This is a genomic window from Streptomyces sp. NPDC028419 (genome assembly GCF_055565515.1).
In genome coordinates this window covers 19,071-37,944 of record NZ_JBVHUE010000043.1, presented here as the reverse complement: position 1 = coordinate 37,944, position 18,874 = coordinate 19,071, and the positions used below count along the sequence as shown (strand labels likewise).

General features: G+C 74.0%; 13 protein-coding genes. 4 read left to right on the top strand and 9 right to left on the bottom strand.

The genetic code is table 11. The annotated features are described in order from the left end of the window. Positions 1 to 116: 116 nt before the first annotated feature. Entirely contained in the window at positions 117 to 941 is an 825-nt protein-coding gene (locus ACZ4UB_RS34825) for an ABC transporter ATP-binding protein (protein WP_468076550.1), read from the bottom strand. Beyond that, on the bottom strand, positions 934 to 1,836 hold the full coding sequence (locus ACZ4UB_RS34820; protein ID WP_354383987.1) for an ABC transporter permease: 903 nt from the start codon (positions 1,834 to 1,836) through the stop codon (positions 934 to 936). Before ACZ4UB_RS34820 ends, ACZ4UB_RS34825 begins: the two co-directional genes overlap by 8 nt. 146 nt (positions 1,837 to 1,982) lie before the next feature. Between ACZ4UB_RS34820 and ACZ4UB_RS34815 the strand changes: the two genes are divergently transcribed. Beyond that, positions 1,983 to 2,654: a TetR/AcrR family transcriptional regulator gene (locus ACZ4UB_RS34815; RefSeq protein ID WP_468076548.1), complete on the top strand. Its 672-nt coding sequence runs from the start codon at positions 1,983 to 1,985 to the stop codon at positions 2,652 to 2,654. 306 nt (positions 2,655 to 2,960) lie between these two features. On the opposite strand, the gene ACZ4UB_RS34810 is transcribed toward ACZ4UB_RS34815, so the two are convergent. The 5 genes from ACZ4UB_RS34810 to ACZ4UB_RS34790 all read right to left on the bottom strand — a co-directional run bounded on the left by ACZ4UB_RS34810 (position 2,961) and on the right by ACZ4UB_RS34790 (position 12,135). Further along, on the bottom strand, positions 2,961 to 5,201 hold the full coding sequence (locus ACZ4UB_RS34810; RefSeq protein WP_468076546.1) for a bifunctional glycosyltransferase/CDP-glycerol:glycerophosphate glycerophosphotransferase: 2,241 nt from the start codon (positions 5,199 to 5,201) through the stop codon (positions 2,961 to 2,963). Positions 5,202 to 5,353: 152 nt separating this feature from the next. Continuing rightward, the gene (locus ACZ4UB_RS34805; protein ID WP_468076544.1) at positions 5,354 to 6,211 is read right to left on the bottom strand and encodes a carbohydrate ABC transporter permease; all 858 of its coding nucleotides are present in this window, start codon (positions 6,209 to 6,211) and stop codon (positions 5,354 to 5,356) included. Further along, on the bottom strand, positions 6,208 to 7,473 hold the full coding sequence (locus ACZ4UB_RS34800; RefSeq protein ID WP_354384025.1) for a carbohydrate ABC transporter permease: 1,266 nt from the start codon (positions 7,471 to 7,473) through the stop codon (positions 6,208 to 6,210). The genes ACZ4UB_RS34805 and ACZ4UB_RS34800 overlap by 4 nt, the downstream gene beginning before the upstream one ends. A 74-nt stretch (positions 7,474 to 7,547) precedes the next feature. Continuing rightward, positions 7,548 to 8,927, bottom strand: coding sequence for an ABC transporter substrate-binding protein (locus tag ACZ4UB_RS34795; RefSeq protein WP_468076542.1), 1,380 nt, complete (start codon positions 8,925 to 8,927; stop codon positions 7,548 to 7,550). Positions 8,928 to 9,045: 118 nt separating this feature from the next. Further along, positions 9,046 to 12,135 (bottom strand): FHA domain-containing protein, encoded by a 3,090-nt coding sequence (locus tag ACZ4UB_RS34790; RefSeq protein WP_468076540.1) that lies wholly within the window; start codon positions 12,133 to 12,135, stop codon positions 9,046 to 9,048. Positions 12,136 to 12,571: 436 nt separating this feature from the next. Between ACZ4UB_RS34790 and ACZ4UB_RS34785 the strand changes: the two genes are divergently transcribed. Further along, a complete protein-coding gene (locus ACZ4UB_RS34785; protein WP_468076538.1) occupies positions 12,572 to 14,278 on the top strand; it encodes a serine/threonine-protein kinase in 1,707 nt (568 codons plus the stop codon). 164 nt (positions 14,279 to 14,442) lie between these two features. Next, positions 14,443 to 15,702, top strand: coding sequence for a serine/threonine-protein kinase (locus tag ACZ4UB_RS34780; RefSeq protein WP_468076536.1), 1,260 nt, complete (start codon positions 14,443 to 14,445; stop codon positions 15,700 to 15,702). Between the two features lie 197 nt (positions 15,703 to 15,899). On the opposite strand, the gene ACZ4UB_RS34775 is transcribed toward ACZ4UB_RS34780, so the two are convergent. After that, a complete protein-coding gene (locus tag ACZ4UB_RS34775) occupies positions 15,900 to 16,937 on the bottom strand; it encodes an isopenicillin N synthase family dioxygenase (RefSeq protein WP_468076534.1) in 1,038 nt (345 codons plus the stop codon). Positions 16,938 to 17,263: 326 nt separating this feature from the next. On the opposite strand from ACZ4UB_RS34775, the gene prfB reads away from it, so the two are divergent. Beyond that, on the top strand, positions 17,264 to 18,373 hold the full coding sequence (gene prfB, locus ACZ4UB_RS34770; RefSeq protein WP_468076532.1) for a peptide chain release factor 2: 1,110 nt from the start codon (positions 17,264 to 17,266) through the stop codon (positions 18,371 to 18,373). Between the two features lie 123 nt (positions 18,374 to 18,496). Here the strand turns inward: prfB and ACZ4UB_RS34765 are convergent, their stop codons facing one another. Further along, the gene (locus tag ACZ4UB_RS34765) at positions 18,497 to 18,691 is read right to left on the bottom strand and encodes a hypothetical protein (protein ID WP_283448847.1); all 195 of its coding nucleotides are present in this window, start codon (positions 18,689 to 18,691) and stop codon (positions 18,497 to 18,499) included. Positions 18,692 to 18,874 lie beyond the last annotated feature (183 nt).

The window sequence follows — 18,874 nt, the reverse complement described above, 5'->3', positions numbered from 1 at the left end:
CTTCTCCCCCTGCAAACCCCCCAGCTGGATACCCCCCCCCCCCCCCCGCCCCCCCCCCCCCCCCCCCTCCCCCCCCCCCCCCCTCCCCGTCGTGGTGGTGGCGCGGCCGCTGGCCGCTACTGCTTGCCGAACTCCTCGTACGCGTCGCAGACCTCCTGCGTCGGCCCGTCCATCCGCAGCACGCCGTGTTCCAGCCACAGGACGCGGTCGCAGGTCTCGCGGATGGTGCCGATGCCGTGGCTGACCAGGAAGACCGTGCCCGCGGTCCGACGCAGCTCCTCGATCCGCTTCTGGCTGCGGCGCTGGAAGGAGGCGTCGCCGGTGGCGAGGGCCTCGTCGATCATCAGGACGTCGTGGTCCTTGGCGGCGGCGATGGAGAACCGCAGGCGCGCGCCCATGCCGGAGGAGTAGGTGCGCATGGGGAGCGAGATGAAGTCGCCCTTCTCGTTGATCCCGGAGAAGTCGACGATGCCCTGGTAGCGCTCCTGGACCTGCTGCTTGGACATGCCCATGGCCAGGCCGCCGAGGATGACGTTGCGCTCGCCGGTCAGGTCGTTCATCAGGGCGGCGTTCACGCCGAGCAGCGAGGGCTGGCCGTGCGAGAAGATCCGGCCGCGCTCCACCGGCTGCAGGCCCGCGATGGCCTGGAGCAGGGTGGACTTGCCGGAGCCGTTGGTGCCGATCAGGCCGATGGCCTCCCCCTTGTAGGCGATGAAGGACACCCCGCGCACGGCGTGCACCTCGCGGATGCCGGGCCTCGGCTTCTTGCGGTTGAAGATCCGGCTGAGCGCGGCGGTGGCGCTGCCGCGGCCGGCGCCGGTGCCGACGATCCGGTAGGTGATGTGGACGTCGTCCGCGATGACGGTGGGGACGCGGGTGTCGGCGGGGGCGCCGGCGCCCGCGGTGGTGCTGGCGCTGCTGGTCGTCGTCGTGTCAGCCACGTCCGTACTCCTCCTCGGCCTTCCAGAAGTAGATGAAGCCGCCGACGCCGGCGACGAGGGCCCAGCCGATGGCGATCAGCCAGACGTGGTGCGGGAGGGACGAGATCTTGGTGCTGTCGATCAGCGCGTACCGCATCAGGTCGATGTAGACGGCGGCCGGGTTCGTCTGGAGCACCGTGGTCACCCAGTGCGGCAGGTGGTCCTTCTTGAGCATGTCGCTGATGCTCCACATGACGCCCGAGGAGTACATCCAGGTGCGCAGGACGAAGGGCATCAGCTGGCTGACGTCCGGGTTCTTGCTGCCGAGCCGGGCCATGACCATGGCGCAGCCCGCGCAGAAGACGGCCATCAGGAAGAGCGTGGGGAGGACCAGGAACCAGTTCAAGGTGGGCAGCTGGCCGAAGCAGACCAGGAGGACGACCAGGGCGCCCATGGTGACGAGCAGCTGCTGGAAGAGCTGGATCACGCTGGACAGGGGCAGGCTCGCGCGGGGGAAGTGCAGGGCCCGGACCAGGCCGAGGTTGCTGTGGACGGCGCGGGTGCCGGCGTTGATGGAGCTGCCGATGAAGTCCCAGACGAAGACGCCCGTGATCAGGAACGGGAGGTAGTCGTCGACGCCGTGGCTGGCCTTCATGATGATGCCGAAGATGAAGTAGTACACGGCCGCGTTCAGCAGCGGGGTGACCAGGTGCCAGACCTGGCCGAGCTTCGCGGTGCTGTACGTCGCCGCCATCCGCGCCGTCGCGTACGACATCACGAAGTGGCGGCGCTGCCAGAGCTGGCCGATGTACGCGGGCAGGGAGGGGCGGGCGCCGCTGAGGGTCAGGCCGTGGGCGGCCGCCAGTTCCTCGATGTCCGGCCGGGGGGCCGGGGGCTTGGCCAGGGTGGTGGTCACGGAGGTCGCTTTCGACGGGGGCGGGGCGTCGCTGGCGATGGAACGGGTCCGTATCGTCGCTACGGCGAGGTTAGGGCGGGACACGTCGGAACGCAACCGTATCGTCGTGACGGGTGTGGGACGGCGTGCGCGGTTATGCTCCCTGTATGACCCCGGACCCTGCCGCTCCCGCCGCTCCCGCCACGACCGACCCCGCTGCCGCGCCCTCGGCGCCCGCCGCTCCCGCCGCGGTCCGGCGGCGGGCGCCCGCCGGGGCGGCTGTGCTGCGCGAGGACGTGACCGAGGCGATCCGGGCGGCGGTGGTCGACGAACTGGCCGCGGTCGGCTTCGCGCGGATGTCGATCGAGGGGATCGCGCGGCGGGCGGGGGTCGGCAAGACGGCCGTCTACCGGCGCTGGAAGTCCAAGCTGCACCTGGTGCTGGACCTGGTGGCCGCCTTCGCGGTGGACGGGCTGCCGGTGCCGGCCACGGGGTCGCTGTACGGGGACGTACGGGCCCTGCTGGAGGTCATGTCCCACGTCCTGCGGCACCCGGTGGCCTCGGCCGTCATCCCCGACCTGCTCGTCGAGGCGGCGCGGAATCCGGAGATCGCGGCGGCGGTGCGGGGGGCGTTGTTGGACGGGCAGCGGAGGCTTGCCGAGGGGATCGTGTCGGAGGCGGTCGCTCGGGGGGAGTTGGCGCAGGGGGCGGATCCGGAGCGGGCGCTCGATCTGGCGATCGGGCCGTTGTATTGGCGGGTGGTGGTCGTCAACGACGCTGCGCCGCGGGCGTATCTGGATGCGTTGGCGGCGTCTGTGGTGGCGGGGCTCAAGGTCTGACGCCTGTGGGGGTGTCTGGCGGTTGGTCCGGGCCTGGCCCCTGGCCCCCCGGGCCTGGCCCCTGGCCCCCCGGGCCTGGCCCCTGGCCCCCCGGGCTGTCCCCGGTGGGGGTGGCTGGTGCGGTGGGGCCCTGCGGGTGCGTTCGCCCTCCGGGGGCGCCTCAAACGCCGGCGGGGCTGGATGGGGCGGGGCTGGATTGGGGTGGGGCGGGGCGCCTCAAACGCCGGCGGGGCTGGGTGGGGCGGGGTGGGGCGCCTCAAACGCCGGCGGGGCTGGGTGGGGCGGGCTGGATTGGGGTGGGGCGGCTCAGACGTTGGCGGGGCTGGAGTGGCCGGGGTGGGATGGGGTGGGGTGGCGGTCTTCCAGGGGGGTGATGGGGGGGATGGGGGTGGTCTGGCCCAGGAAGACGTGGCGGACCACGCGTTCCGCCGCGTGGCCGTCGTCGTACGTGCAGAAGCGGGAACGGAACGCGGCGCGGAGCTGGGCCGAGCGGGAGCCCTGCCAGTGGCCGGTGGCGAAGATGTCCACCAGCTCGTCCTCGGTCCGGGCGATCGCCCCCGGGGGGAAGGCGCGCAGGTCGAAGTAGGTGCCGCGGGACGCCTCGTAGGCCTCCCAGTCGTCCGCGTGGATCACGATCGGCCGGTCCAGCGCCGCGTAGTCGAACATCAGGGACGAGTAGTCCGTCACCAGCGCGTCCGACGCCAGGCAGAGTTCCTCCACCGAGGGGTGGGCCGTCACGTCCAGGAGTCGGGGGTGGCGCTCCCACGTCGGCGGGGTGTCCGCGTACGTCAGGTGCGTGCGCGCCAGGATCGTGAAGCGCGGGCCGAGATCGCGCAGCACCCGCTCGAAGTCGAGGTGTTCGGGACGGCTGCGCCGGTAGTCGCGGTGCGTGGGCGCGTACAGGATCACGGTCGAGCCCGCCGGGATGCCCAGGCGCTCGCGCAGCTCCAGCACGTCGCTCGGCGCGGCCCGGTGGAAGACGTCGTTGCGCGGGTAGCCGTACTCCAGCGTCGTGTAGGACGACGGCAGCGCCTTCTCCCACACCAGCGTGGAGTGCCGGTTCCCGGACAGCAGGTAGTCCCACTGGTCGGCGCCCCGCAGCAGGCCCGCGAAATCGGTGGTCGGGGTCGCCGCCGGGCGGTCCTGGAGGTCCAGGCCGACGCGCTTGAGCGGAGTGCCGTGCTGGGTCTGGAGCAGGACCTGCCCGGGCCGCTTGACCAGCGCGCGGTCGAAGTTCACGTTCGTGACCAGGTACGTGGCCCGGGCCAGCGCGGTCCAGTAGGCCGGCGAGCCGGGACGCAGCGCGGCCGTCTCCTTCGGCAGCGTCGCGGCGTGCGCCGGGTCGCAGATCCACGCGGTGCGCGTACCGGGCGCCAGTTCCCGCAGCTTCGCCTCGATCGCGGCCGGGTTGCAGGCGTACCCGCCGTGCCAGTACGCGCTGAAGACCGCCAGGTCGGGTCGGAGCGGCAGCAGCCGCTGGATCCGGTAGTGGCAGCGCAGCGCCGTTTCGCGCAGGCCCCGCAGGCCGCCCAGCGCGCTGCGGCCCAGGCGGGTGCCGAGCGCCCGCAGCCCGGACAGCAGCCCGTAGGTGCGCCGCAGGCCGAAGCGCATCAGGGCGTGCCGGAGCCGGTCGGTGCGCGACAGGGACAGCGGCTGCGCGTCGGAGCGCACCGCGACCCGGTAGCGGCGCAGCGAGAGGGCCGCCCGCCGGAAGAACTCCGGCCGGGCGGCGCGCGGGAGGCGGTGCGGGTCGGCGTACACGGCGCAGAAGTGCTCGGCCATCCGCCGGTGCAGGACCGGCCGCCACCGGTCGAGTTCGGGGCGGGAGGCGAGGTGGGCGAACACCCGGTCGTACTGGTCGAAGACGTCGAGGTGGGCCCGGCTGGGGGTGGTCCGGATCGAACCGCTGCGGCGCTGGCGGTAGTGCACGCAGACCCGGTCCAGGACGGCGACGGACTCGGCGGTCAGCAGCGCCGGGTAGGTCCAGGGGGTGTCCTCGTAGAAACCGGGCGGGAAGACGAGGCCCTCGCGCTCCACGAACTCCCGCCGGTACGCCTTGTTCCACACCACCATCAGCATGCCCAGCAGGGCGGGGCGGTCGGCGATCCGGAAGCTGGCCGGGCCGTCCTCGCCGAGGCGGTGCGCGAGCCGGTTGCGGGTGGTCTCGCCGGTCCAGAAGGTGCGCGCGTAGTCGTAGACCAGGACGTCGGGGGAGCCGGTCGCCTTCAGCCGGTCCGCGACGGCCTGCAGGGCGCCCGGCGCGAGGGTGTCGTCGCCGTCCAGGAAGATCAGGTAGTCGCCCGTGGCCCGGGACAGGCCCGCGTTGCGCGCCGGCCCCAGGCCCGCGTTGCGCGCCAGGTGCACCGGGGTGATCCGGGGGTCCCGGGCCGCGTACTCGTCGATGATCTGACCGCAGGCGTCCGGGGAGGCGTCGTCCACCGCGATCAGTTCCAGATCCGGGTACGACTGGCACAGGACCGAGTCCAGCGCCTCCTGGAGGTACGCCTGGACCTTGTACGCGGGCACGATGACGCTGAACCGGGGCACGGCACATCCAGGGGTCGGCGCGGGCATTTTGCCCAGCAACCCCCGGGGTGGCGATCGGGTTACGCGACCCGTGGCATTCGGGTTACCCAGCGTCAACGCGGCACGTCAACGCGGCGGTTCGCGCTCCGACTCGCCGCCCCGGTGGCCCGGCGCTACTTGATCGCGCCCGCCATCACCCCCGATACGAACTGGCGCTGGAAGGCGAAGAACACGGCCAGCGGGATCACCATCGACAAGAACGCGCCCGGCGCGAGGACGTCGATGTTGTTGCCGAACTGCCGCACCTGCTGCTGGAGCGCGACCGTGATCGGCGGGTGCGCCGAGTCCGCGAAGACCAGCGCCACCAACATGTCGTTCCACACCCACAGGAACTGGAAGATGCCCAGCGAGGCGATCGCCGGACCGCCCAGCGGCAGCACCACCCGGGCGAACAGCCGCAGTTCGCCCGCCCCGTCCAGGCGCGCCGCCTCCAGCAGCTCGCGCGGGATCTCCGCGAAGAAGTTGCGCAGCAGGAACACCGCGAAGGGCAGCCCGAAGGCGGCGTGGAAGAGCACCACCCCGGCCGTGGTCTCGAACAGGCCGATGGAACCGAAGAGTTCGGAGACCGGGATCAGCGCCACCTGCACCGGGACCACCAACAGCGCGACCACCACCAGGAACAGCGCGTCCCGCCCCGGGAACTCCAGCCAGGCGAAGGCGTATCCGGCGAAGGCGCCCAGGACGAGCACCAGCAGGGTGGCCGGCACGGTGATCGCCACCGTGCTCAGCAGCGAGCCGGTGATGGTGTCGTTGGACAGCAGCCGCTCGTAGTTGGCGGTGGTCAGCCGGGACGGCGCGGTCAGCACCTGCCACCAGCCCGCCTTGTTCAGGTCGGCGGGCGCCAGCAGCGAGGAGACCAACAGCCCGAGGGTCGGCAGCAGCCAGAACGCGGCCGCGAGGACCAGGAACACGCGCACGGCGCCGCCCGCGGCGCGCGCCGCGAGCCTGCTCGTGAGGGTCGGCGTCGTCATCGGCGGGCCTCCCGGCGCATCCGGTGGATGTTGTAGAGCATGACCGGGAGGACGAGCACCAGCAGCAGCACCGCGATGGCACTGCCGAGGCCCGGGTTCGCGTCCGTGCCGAAGGAGGTCCGGTAGAGCTGGAGGGCGAGCACGTTCGCGTCGTCCTGCACCGAGCCCGGCGCGATCACGAACACCAGGTCGAAGATCTTCATGACGTTGATGACCAGGGTCACCAGCACCACGCCCAGCACCGGCGCCAGCAGCGGGACGGTGATCCGCCGGAAGACCTGCCACTCGTTCGCCCCGTCCACCCGGGCCGCCTCCAGCAGCTCCCGCGGTACGGACGCCAGCCCGGCCCCGATCAGGACCATCGCGAAACCGGCCCACATCCACACGTACGCGCCGATGACGGCCGGGGTGACCAGCGTCGGCCCCAGCCACTGCACGCCCGCGTACGGCGCCGCGAAGTTCGAGGCGGGCAGCCGCAGCAGCGCCCCGTCGGCCTTCGCGGAGAGGCTGAAGGTGCCGTCGCCCGCCGCCGTGGCCGACTCCACCACCTTGCCGTCCTTGACCGCCTCGATCCGCATGCCCGCGTACCCGGACTCGGCCGGGTCGAGCGCGTTGGTGCGACCGCCCCCGCCGGGGCGGAAGTCCTGCCAGGCGGTTCCGGTGACCCGGCCCGGCTCGGCGGTGGCCGCCTTCGCCGGGCGGGTGCCCTTGGGGAGGTCGTCCGGTGCCACCCCGACCAGCGGGATCAGCGCGGGGACGCCCGCCCGTACCGGGTCGCGCGTCACGAACGCGCCGCCGCCCGCGTCCACCAGCGGCGAATCCCGGCCCGGCCGGGCCTTGGGGAAGGCCGAGGAGGGCGCGAAGGTGTCGTGGACCCCGACCCACACCGCGTTCGCCACCCCGCGGTCCGGATCCGCCTCGTACACCAGCCGGAAGATGATGCCCGCGGCCAGCATCGAGATGGCCATCGGCATGAAGACCAGCAGCTTGAACGCCGTGCCCCAGCGCACCCGTTCGGTCAGCACCGCGAAGATCAGGCCCAGCGCGGTCGCCGTCGTCGGAGCCAGCACCACCCACAGGGCGGTGTTGCCCAGTGCCGTGCGGATGGTGTCGTCGTGCAGGATCTCCCGGAAGTTCGCCGCGCCCACGAAGGAGTCGCCGGTGCGGTCGAAGAGGCTCCGGTAGAGCGAATAGCCGATCGGGTGCACGACGAGCGCGCCGAGCAGCACCAGGGCGGGCAGCAGGAACGCCCCCGCCACCAGTCGGTGCCGCCGGGCCGCGCGGGTGCGCGCCCCGGCGGGGGCGGCGGTGGTGACCGTCTTGGGGGCCACCGGGATCAGTTCCCGAAGGCCTTGGCCGCGTCGGCCTCCAGTTTGGCCTGTGCGCCCGCGACGTCGGCCGGGTTCGCCAGGAAGTCCTGGAGGTCCTTCCACTCGCCCGCCCCCGGCGTTCCGCCGAAGGACGCCGGAGCCTGGTCGGACATGTCGAAGCGGAAGTCGTCGCCCGCCGCGATCAGGTTCTTGGCGATGTCCCGCTGGATCTCGTTGGGGTAGGCGCCCGGGTTCACCCCGCGGTTCGGCGAGACGAAACCGCCCAGCTTCGCCTGGATCTCCGCCGCGTCCGTCGACGCCAGGAAGGTCAGCAGCGCCTGCGCGCCCTTCGAGGGCTTCAGCGCCACCGCCACGTCACCGCCCGAGACCACCGGGGCCTTCGCGCCGACCGCGGGGAAGGGGAACACCAGGGCGTCCGTGCCCACCTTGGCCTCCGTCTGCGCGATGTTCACCGCCACGAAGTCGCCCTCGAAGACCATCGCCGCGGCCGGCCGGTCCCCGCCGGTGAAGGTCTGGGTGACGGACTTGGGGAACTCGGTGGCCAGCGCGCCGGTCTGGCCGCCCGCCAGGAAGTCCTTGCGGCCGAAGAGCTGGCCCAGGGTGGTCAGCGCCTGCTTGACGCTGTCGTCCGTCCACTTGATCTCGTGCTTGGCGAGCTGGTCGTACTTCTGCGGACCGGCCTGCGAGAGGTAGATGTTCTCGAACCAGTCGGTGAGGGTCCAGCCGTCCGCGCCGCCCACCGAGACCGCCGGGACGCCCGAGGCCGACAGGGTGTCCGCGGTCTGCAGGAACTGCGCCCAGGTCGTGGGCGGCTGCACGCCCGCCGCCTTGAACGCCTTCGCGTTGTACCAGACCAGCGACTTGTTGGCCGCCTTGTAGTAGACGCCGTACTGGGTCCCGCCGACCGCGCCCAGCGCCTTCCAGCCCGCCGAGTAGTTCTGGTCGAGCTGCTTCTGCGCCTCCGGGCCCACCGGTTGCGCCCACTTGTTCGTCACGGCCGAGACCAGCGCCCCCACCTGGGGCAGCAGGGCCACGTCCGGCGGCTGGCCGCCCGCGACCTTCGTACCGAGGAAGGTGACGATCGGGTCCTGCGCCGGCACGAAGGTGACGGTGGCGCCCGTCCGCTTCTCGAACTCCTTGAGGACCTTGGTGAAGTTCTCCTGCTCCGGTCCCGTCCAGACGGCCGCGACCTCCAGCTTCTCCCCGGCCAGGGAAGGTAACTGGACCCGCGGGCCGCTCTGCGTGCTCCCGGCGTCCGGGCTCGGGTCCGTGTCCTTCTTCCCGTCGCCCCCACCACCGCAGGCGGTCAGTACGAGCGCGCAACCGGCGGCCAGCGCCGTCCAGGTGCGCGTGCGTGTGGTGCGGCCCGTTCCGTGCGTGCGCATGGCTCTGCCCCCGATGTCCATGGTGTGTCCCGGACCACAAGGTCTACGCCGAGCCGTGCCACCCCGCAATACCGCGTCGGGCGCCGGAGCCCCGGGCCGCGCGCGGGATCGGCGGGGCTCAGGGGGCCGGCGGGAACAGCACGGGTACGGCCGAGACCAGGTGGGAGGCCCGGTCCAGGGCGCTGGCCAGCAGGGCGAGGTCGGTCGGGCCGTTGCCCAGCTCGCGCACCGGACGACGGGCCGGCGGATCGCCCATCCGTTCCCACTCGACCGGAACCACAGTGGGTCTCTGGGTCGCGGTCCGCGGGATCCGACCGGTCACCCGGCCCGCCTGGAAGGGCAGCGTCCGTCCGTCGGCCCGCCGCAGCGACCCGCGGCCGGGGCCGGGCTGGTCGGGCGCGTCCAGCTCCACCCGCAGGGTCGAGGACCGGGCCAGCTCGGTGTCGGCCGTACGGTCCGGGCGCGCGCTGGTCGCCACGAGGTGGACGCCGAGCCGGGCGCCCTCCCGGGCCACCGCCTCCAGGGCCCGCACCACCGAACCGGCGGACGGGCGGCCCGTACTGCCCAGGGCGGGCGCGACGAGCGCGTCGAAGTCGTCCACCAGGACCACCAGGCGGGGCAGCGGAGCGGGTCCCGCGTCGGCGCGCGGCCCGGCCGCCCGCAGCCGCAGGGTGCCCGAACGCTGCGGGTCCAGATCGCCGCGCAGCTCGCCGGCGCTGGGCCGGCGCGGCGCGACCAGCCGGTCGGCGACCTCGCGCCGGGCGTGCCACTCGGAGAACGGGACCCCCTCCAACAGCTCGTGCCGGCGCTTGAGTTCGGCCAGGAGGGCCTGGGCGAACTCCCGCATGCGCAGCGGATCGGAGGCCACCAGGTGCGCGGAGACGTGTGGCAGCTCGGTACAGGCCAGCAGCCCCTCCCCGCGCTCGCCGCCCGCCCCGTCCAGCAGCACCAGGCCGAGCCGGTCCGGGCGGGCCGCGGCCGACAGGGAGGCGGCGACGGAACGGAGCAGCTCCGTGCGCCCGCTGCCGGCCGGCCCCTCGATCAGCAGGTGCGGGCCGTCGGTGACCAGCTCGGCCCCGACCGGACCGCCCCGGCCGCTGCCCAGGACGACCTCCAGCTGTCCGCCGACGCCCTGCCCCTGGTCGGTGGCGGCCGCCCAACGGGCCATCAGGGACGCCGGGGTGGCCCGGGCCAGGCCCAGCTCGTCGAGCAGCCGGGCGGTCGTGGGCAGGGCGGCGCTGGCCGGGCGCACCGGCTCGCCGCCGGCGCCCTCGGTGCGCAGCGGGGCCAGGGCGCGGGCGAACCGCTCGGCCCACGCGGCGGAGACGGCGTCGACGACGGAGCTCTCCCCGGGCGCCACCGGGCGGCCCCCGAGCACGCGGAAGCTGCGCACGACCGTGGCCACGTCCCCGCTGAGCAGGGCGACGGCGCCGCAGTCCCGGAAGGCCGGGGCGCTCGCGCAGGCCTCCCGGTACGTCTCGTCGACGGGGGAGGCCGCGGTGGCGGCCGGCGCGTCGGCGAGGGCGAGGACGTGGATGCCGGCGGCCGGGCCGTGCGAGGCGAGCCGGCCGGTCACGTCGCGGAGCTGGCCGGGGCCGGGATCGCCGTCGAGCAGGACGAGGACGCGCGGGCCGTCGTAGGCGCGGGCGGCGTCGGCCACGGCCTGGCGGTCGGCGGCGGCCCAACTGGTCCCGAGCGGGGAGTCGTCGAGCCGCCGGGTCAGCTCGCCGGTCCGCGCGGTCGCCTGGTCCCGGTCGTAGGCGAGCAGCAGGCGGCAGTCCTGGCCGTGCGCGGGACGGGTGTGCGGGAGCCAGCCGAGCCAGCCCCAGTCGGCGCGCCGCTCGGTCAGCGGGCGGGCCCGGTCGGCGGCGATCAGCACGATCTCCAGCGCGGTGGGGGAGTGCAGGGCGGCGAGCTGGGCGACCACGGAGCGGGCCAGCCCGGTCAGCCGGGCGCGCGGACCGGCGAGGCCCAGCGCCCCGGCGGTGCGCAGCGGGACGAGGGCGCCCGCGCCGAGGCTGACGACGAGCTGTTCGGGGTGGCCCGGGCCGCGGCCCCAGAGCCGTTCGGTGGGCCCGAGCGCGGCCAGCAGCAGCGAGGCGGGGTCGTCCGCCGCCGGCTCCGCGCCGGCCGCGGCGGCGGCCACCGGGATCTCGACGGGGACCTCGACCTCTTCGTCCCGCCCGACCCATTTGCGCGCCCAGGCCCCGATCCCGCGCCGCCGGGCGGCCGCCGGGAAGCCGGACCCCGTGCCGTCCGCGGCGCGGGCGCCGGGGCCGGTGTCGGGGCCGCCGGCGGGGGGCCAGGCGGTGGCCGGGTGGCCGGAGCGCGTGCCGCCGGCCGGGGTGTCGGACCGGGAGTGCGATGCGTGCGGTGCGTGCGGTGCGTGTGCGGCGCCGGTGGGGTCCGGGTGGTCGCCGGTCCGGTCGGTACCGGTCCGCGGGGCGGTCGCGGGGGGCCGGGTCGGGGCGGGGGCGTACGCGGGGGCCGGGGCGTGCTCCGGGTGCGCGGCGCCGGGGCCGTCGGGTCCGGTGTGCGGGTCGCCGGAGCCGGGGGCGGTCGGGGGCGGGAGGGCCAGGTGGCCCTGGAGGTCCGGGGTCAGGGGGAGCGGGGGCGCGGCCGGGCCCGCCAGTCGCAGGGTGGACTCGCCGACCCGGAGCAGCGCTCCCGGCGCCAGCCGGACCGGGGCGCCCGCCACCGGGGTCCCGTCCAGGGTGGTGCCGTTCGTCGAGTCGAGGTCGGCGACGCTCACCCGGCCGTCCTCCGAGACCGTCACCGCGCAGTGCAGCCGGGAGACGTCGGGATCGTCGAGCGGCACGTCCGCGTCCGCGGAGCGGCCGATCCGCAGCGAGCCGGGGTGCAGCAGGTGCACGCCGCCCGCGTCCGGTCCCGCCACCACGTGCAGCTGGGGCGCGCCGAGGCCCTCGTCCGGACCGGGCGCCACCTCCGCGACCGGCGTGTGCAGGGCCAGTACGGCCCCGTCGACCAGGGGCGGCTCGCCCAGCACCCGGCGCTGCGGATCGAGCCGCTCCGCGCCGGCGTAGAGGACCACCGTGCCCCCCGTGTCCGGGCCCGCCACGGTCGCCGCCAGCCCGGAGGCCACCGCGGCCAGCGGGGTGCCGACGGGCGCGGTGACGAGCACGTCACACGTCGCGGGCGCGATCTGGTGGCCGCTGCGCGGCCCGAGGACGGTCAGCCGGATCTGCATCGCCGTCAGCGGTCCCTTCTGCGCGGTGCGCGCTGCGTGCGCCCGGCAGGGGAACGGCGGGACATGACCGCCCGTTGGCCCCCCACCCGGCGCGGACGCGTCGTCCGGTCAGGTCATCCGGAGAGGAGGGCTCCCGACCCCCCACTCCGTACGGGTGCATCCTCGCACCTGCCACCGACAACACGCCCGACACCCACCCACAAGTGATCTTGATCGATCGGGTATCCGTCCACACCCCGAACGGATACGGACAGCGACCTGCGGAAAATCGCCACGGGCATACCCCGCAAATATCACTCTTCGTATATATGTACGGCAACCATCGCTGGACGCCCAGCGTCTTCCCTCGGGACACCGCCTAGAGTGGGTCGGAAAAACTCTGGGAAAAGCAACAGTCGGAAGACGACAGCAGGACGACAGCAGGGGAGCGCGAGACGTGCGGCCAGTCGGCAGCAAATACCTGCTCGAGGAGCCGCTCGGACGCGGCGCCACGGGTACCGTCTGGCGCGCCCGCCAGCGCGAGGCCGCGGGCGCCGAGGCGGCGGTCGCCGGGCAGCCCGGCGAGACCGTGGCCATCAAGGTCCTCAAGGAGGAGCTGGCCCACGACCCGGACGTCGTCATGCGCTTCCTGCGCGAGCGCTCCGTCCTGCTGAGGCTGACCCACCCCAACATCGTCCGCACCCGCGACCTCGTCGTCGAGGGCGACCTGCTCGCGCTCGTCATGGACCTCATCGACGGTCCCGACCTGCACAAGTACCTGCGGGAGAACGGGCCCTTCACCCCGGTCGCCGCGAGCCTGCTGACCGCCCAGATCGCGGACGCGCTCGCCGCCAGCCACGCCGACGGCGTCGTGCACCGCGACCTCAAGCCCGCGAACGTCCTGGTCGACGAGCGCGACGGCCAGATGCGCCCGATGCTCACCGACTTCGGCATCGCGCGCCTCGCCGACTCCCCGGGCCTGACCCGCACCCACGAGTTCGTCGGCACGCCCGCCTACGTCGCCCCCGAGTCCGCCGAGGGCCGCCCGCAGACCTCCGCCGTCGACATCTACGGCGCGGGCATCTTGATGTACGAGCTGGTCACCGGCCGTCCGCCGTTCGCGGGCGGCACCGCGCTGGAGGTGCTGCACCGCCACCTCAGCGAGGACCCGCAGCGCCCCTCGACCCTGCCCGAGCCGCTGTGGACGGTCATCGAGCGCTGCCTGAGCAAGGAGCCGGACCTGCGGCCCAGCGCCGTCAGCCTGGCCCGCGCCCTGCGCGTGGTCGCCGCGGGCATCGGCGTGCACTCCTCCGCGGCCGAGGTCGAGGCCGCGCTCGGCGTCGGCGCGCTGCTCGCGCCCGACCCGGCGCCCGCGCCGGTGCCCGAGACCCCCGGCGCCGCCGACCCGACCCAGGTGCTGCCGCCCGTCAACGGCCCCATGGGCGCCTACGACCCGAACGCGGCCACCAGCGTCATGCGGTCGATGCCGCCGGCCCCGCAGCACGCGCCCGGGGCCGACCCGACCGCGGTGCTGCCGCCCGTACAGGCGCCGGACCAGCCGCACCCGTGGCAGTCGCAGATGCGGGCCGCCCGGGACCGCAACGAGCAGACCCAGATGCACTACCTCGACCCGGCCGACGACCCGCTGCGCCGCAGGCCGCAGCGCCAGGCTCCGCAGCAGCAGCAGTACCAGCAGCCCCAGCAGTACCAGCAGGGACCGCCGCAGCAGTACCAGCAGCCGCAGCAGCGCCAGCCCCAGCCCCAGCAGTACCGGCAGCAGCCTCCGCAGCAGCAGTACCAGCAGCCGCAACAGCCCCAGTACCAGCAGCGGCCGCAGCAGCCCCAGCAGCCGCAGTACCAGCAGCAGCCGCGCCAGCAGCAGCCGCAGCAGCCGCAGCAACAGCCCCAGCGGCCCGCCCCGCGCGAGCCGCGCGAGCCGCGCCGGCGCGGTGCCAACCCGATGCGGATCCCGGGGCTCGGCTGCCTCAAGGGCTGCCTGTTCACCCTGGTCCTGTTCTTCGTCGCGGGCTGGCTGGTCTGGGAGTTGACCCCGCTCCAGGAATGGGTGGGCACCGGCAAGGGCTGGTGGGACCAGGTCTGGTCCTGGGGCTCCGAGGTGAAGCAGTGGGTCGGCGACCTCGGCGGCAAAGGCTCCACCGGCTGACGCCGGGACTGCTCCTTAGCGGTGAGTTCGTGGATTTGTCGACTTCCAGGACACGATTTCGCCCACAGAAGTGAAGGTCGTCGCGAATCGGGCCCCCTGCTGGCCTCCAACCCCCACGCGGCCGCGTAGCTTTGGTGTGTACGCCAGCCGCTGAGGGAGCAGTCGTGGCACGGAAGATCGGCAGCCGGTACACCGCGCACCAGATCCTTGGGCGCGGTAGCGCGGGCACGGTATGGCTCGGTGAGGGGCCCGAGGGCCCCGTCGCCGTCAAGCTGCTCCGTGAGGACCTCGCGTCCGACCAGGAGCTGGTGGGACGGTTCGTCCAGGAGCGCAGCGCGCTGCTCGGGCTGGAGCATCCGCACGTCGTCTCGGTCCGCGACCTCGTCGTGGACGGCAACGACCTCGCGCTCGTGATGGACCTGGTCCGCGGTACGGACCTGCGGACCCGGCTCGACCGCGAACGGCGGCTCGCCCCCGAGGCGGCGGTCGCGATCGTCGCCGACGTCGCGGACGCGCTCGCCGCCGCGCACGCGGCCGGGGTGGTGCACCGCGACGTCAAGCCCGAGAACGTGCTGCTCGACATGCAGGGGCCGATCGGTCCGGGCGGGGCGCACCCGGCGCTGCTCACCGACTTCGGCGTCGCCAAGCTGATCGACTCCCCGCGCCGGGCCGCGCCGCCGCCGGGCGGCAGCCGGGCCGTGGCGCCGACCACCCGGATCATCGGTACGCCCGACTACCTCGCCCCCGAGATCGTCGAGGGCCTGCCGCCGCGTGCCGCGGTGGACATATACGCGCTCGCGACCGTCCTGTACGAGCTGCTCGCCGGCTTCACGCCCTTCGGTGGCGGGCACCCGGGGGCGGTGCTGCGGAGGCACGTCACCGAGACGGTGGTGCCGCTGCCGGGGATCCCCGACGAGCTGTGGCAGCTGATGGTCCAGTGCCTGGCCAAGGCCCCCGCCTCGCGGCTGCGGGCCTCGGAGCTGTCCGCCCGGCTGCGGGACCTGCTGCCCTTGCTGAGCGGGATGCCGCCGCTGGACGTCGACGAGCCGGACGACCTGGAGGAGGAGCCCGCCGAGGCCGCCCCGGCCCCCGCCGCTCCGGTGCGCAGGCGGGGCGTGGTGCCGCTGGTTCCGGGGTCGGCGACGGATTCGAACCGGGACACGCATACGTCGATGCGGGTGCCGGGGCCGGAGGAGCTGGCCGGGGGTGCGCTCGGGACGGCCCGGGTGCCGAGACCTGCCGGCGGGCATCGGCCGGGGGCCGCGCGGCACCGGGCCGACACCGTGCGCAAGCGGCGGCTGATGTTGTCCCTGGCGGGGGCGGTGCTGGTGGTGGCCGTGGCCGTCGGTGGCTGGCTCGCCGCGTCCGGCGAGGACCCGCCGCCCGCCCAGGACAGCAAGCAGTCCGTCCCGTCCCGCCCGTAGCCGAGCCCCGGCCCCCGTCCCTCCGGGGGGGGGGGGGGGGGGGGGGGGGGGGGGGGGGGGGGGGGGGGGGGGGGGGGGGGGGGGGGGGGGGGGGGGGGGGGGGGGGGGGGGGACGGCCTCCCCCCCCCCCCCCCCCCCCCCCACCCCCCCACCCCCCTCCCCCCCCCCCCCCCCCCCCCCCCCCCCGGGGGGAGGGGTTACGGGGTCAGGAGTGTCGGGTGCCAGCGGCGGGCGACGTGTGGGTGGGCGCGGACCCAGCCCTTGAGTTCGTTGCGGCCGTACTCCGCATGCAGCGGATTCGCCGCGTCCTGCGAGAGCCCCGGCGCCGCCCGCAGGTAGTCGCCCGGGACCGTCCTGACGACGGAGTCCAGCCGCGGGTTGTAGAAGAACGGCACCGAGTACCGCTCGACCGCCCCCGGCGGGCTGACCACCCGGTGGTCGGTGGCCCGTAGGTACCCCTGGGTCGCGATCTCCAGCAGCTCCCCCAGGTTCACCACGAACGCCCCCGGCAGCGGCGGCACGTCCAGGAAGCCGTCCCCGCGGCGGACCTGGAGCCCGCCCACCGCGTCCTGGAGGAGGAGGGTGAGGAAGCCGTAGTCCTTGTGCGCCCCCACCCCCTGGTCCGCCCCGGACGGCGCGGAGCCGGGGTAGCGGATCAGCTTGGTGTGCAGGTGGGGGCGGTCCGCGAAGGCCGCGTCGAAGAAGTCCGCCGGGGCGCCGATGGACGCGAGCAGCTCCTGGAGGAGGCGGTGGGCCACCGCCGCCAGCCGGGACTGCCACTCCAGGACCACGGTCCGCAGCTCGGGCAGGGCCGCGGGCCACTGGTTGGGCCCCTCCAGCCACAGGTACGCCGGGTCCCCGGGCCCCACGGGCACCGCGTCCCGCTCCGCGCCCACGTCCAGCTGGTCGCGCCAGTCGCTGGCGCCGCCGGTGAGCTCGTGCCCGATCCGCGTGTACCCCCGGAAGTGGGGGGAGTTCAGGTTGCTCACGGCGAGCCGGTCGGCTTCGGGGAGCGCGAAGAAGGCGCGGGTCACGGCCAGGATGCGGGCGCTCTCGTCGGCCCCGACGCCGTGTCCGGTCAGGTGCAGGAAACCGGTGTCCCGGGCGGCGGCGTGCAGCTCCGCGCGGAAGGCGTCCCGCTCGGCGGGGTCGTCGGCCCGGGAGAGGTCCAGGACGGGGAGCGAGGCGGGAAGGGAGAGCGGAGGGGAGATCGGGGAAGGGTGCGCGGACGGCATGACGGCTCCGTTTCGGATGTCACGTGGTCCTGTTCCCCGGAGGTGGTGGGGACAGCGGGTGGGAGAGGGGCCGCCGACAGGGGTGGCGTCGGGGCCGCGCGAGCCGCGTGACAGGACCGGGGGCGAATCGATCAGCTGGGGAAATCAGGCTGTGGTTCGGTCCGGCGGCAGACAGCTCGTCGTCGTGACACGCATGTAGTCCACATGGCGGCGGATGACGAGGAAGACGGTCATACGCCGAGCGTACGCCCGTTCGGGCCGCCCTTCGTAGAGGGGTATCCGGCCTGGCCGGACGGGCCCGTCCGGGGACCGGCTACGCTGGACCCGTGGCAGTCGTCGATGTTTCCGAAGAGCTGAAGTCCCTCTCCTCGACCATGGGGTCGATCGAGGCCGTCCTGGACCTCGACAAGTTGAGGGCCGACATCGCCGTGCTCGAAGAGCAGGCCGCGGCGCCGTCCCTGTGGGACGACCCGGAGGCCGCCCAGAAGATCACGAGCAAGCTTTCCCACCTCCAGGCCGAGGTCCGCAAGACCGAGACCCTGCGCGGTCGGATCGACGACCTCGAAGTCCTCTTCGACCTCGCGCAGGAGATGGACGACGCGGACACCCTGGCCGAGGCCGAGACCGAGCTGGTCTCGGTCCGCAAGGCGCTGGCCGAGATGGAGGTCCGTACCCTCCTGTCCGGCGAGTACGCCGAGCGCGAGGCCCTGGTCAACATCCGGGCCGAGGCCGGCGGCGTGGACGCCTCCGACTTCGCCGAGCGCCTCCAGCGGATGTACCTGCGCTGGGCCGAGCGGCACGGCTACCCGACCGAGGTCTACGAGACCTCGTACGCCGAAGAGGCCGGCATCAAGTCGACCACCTTCGTCGTCAAGGCGCCGTACGCCTACGGCACCCTCTCGGTCGAGCAGGGCACGCACCGCCTCGTCCGGATCTCGCCCTTCGACAACCAGGGCCGCCGCCAGACCTCCTTCGCGGGCGTCGAGGTGCTGCCGGTCGTCGAGACCAGCGACCACGTCGAGATCGACGAGGCCGAGCTGCGCGTGGACGTCTACCGCGCCTCGGGCCCCGGCGGCCAGGGCGTCAACACGACCGACTCGGCCGTGCGCATCACGCACCTCCCGACCGGCATCGTCGTCTCCTGCCAGAACGAGCGCTCGCAGATCCAGAACAAGGCCAGCGCGATGAACGTGCTCCAGGCCAAGCTGCTGGAGCGGCGCCGCCAGGAGGAGAAGGACAAGATGGACGCCCTCAAGGACGGCGGAAGCTCCTGGGGCAACCAGATGCGCTCCTACGTCCTGCACCCGTACCAGATGGTCAAGGACCTGCGCACCGAGTTCGAGGTCGGCAACCCGCAGGCGGTGCTCGACGGCGAGATCGACGGCTTCCTGGAAGCCGGCATCCGCTGGCGCAAGCAGCAGGAGCAGGCCTCCTAAGGCCCCTCCCGCGGCCCCCGTGGGCCCCTGAACAGTCGAGAAGCCCGGACCCCTGGCAAGGGGTCCGGGCTTCTTCGATCGGTACGTGCGGCTCCCCGCGGGCCGGACGGCCCAAGCGGCGCTCTACGCAGCCTGGTGCGCCACCAGCGCGAGCGCCGCCACGAGCACCACCATGAGCGCGATGAGCGTCATGGGGTTGAGGTTGGCGAAGGGGCGGTCCTCCTGCTGGAGGCGCTCCCGGTTCGCCCGGCACACCGGGCAGCGGCCCTGACTGACGGGCGCGGCGCAGTTCGCGCACACGAGCCGGTCATATGTCATGCGCTGTCCTCCTCTCGTCCCCATGTACAACGGCAGTGGGAAGCGGTCCGTTCCCCCTACCACTGTGCCAGCTCCCGCGACATTCGGCGCGGCCCGTCCGGGCAAACGCGATCCGAGCTCTCCCGCACCGGGGGATATAACGGACAACTCCGGTTGCCGGGTCCCTAGCCTGCGCCCATTCGC

What these genes read in the sequence shown, in the direction of transcription:
- ACZ4UB_RS34815 (WP_468076548.1), top strand. Translation starts at nt 1,983, where the DNA reads ATGACCCCGGACCCTGCCGCTCCCGCCGCTCCCGCCACGACCGACCCC.
- ACZ4UB_RS34805 (WP_468076544.1), bottom strand. Translation starts at nt 6,211, where the DNA reads ATGACGACGCCGACCCTCACGAGCAGGCTCGCGGCGCGCGCCGCGGGC.
- ACZ4UB_RS34795 (WP_468076542.1), bottom strand. Translation starts at nt 8,927, where the DNA reads ATGCGCACGCACGGAACGGGCCGCACCACACGCACGCGCACCTGGACG.
- ACZ4UB_RS34790 (WP_468076540.1), bottom strand. Translation starts at nt 12,135, where the DNA reads ATGCAGATCCGGCTGACCGTCCTCGGGCCGCGCAGCGGCCACCAGATC.
- ACZ4UB_RS34775 (WP_468076534.1), bottom strand. Translation starts at nt 16,937, where the DNA reads ATGCCGTCCGCGCACCCTTCCCCGATCTCCCCTCCGCTCTCCCTTCCC.
- ACZ4UB_RS34765 (WP_283448847.1), bottom strand. Translation starts at nt 18,691, where the DNA reads ATGACATATGACCGGCTCGTGTGCGCGAACTGCGCCGCGCCCGTCAGT.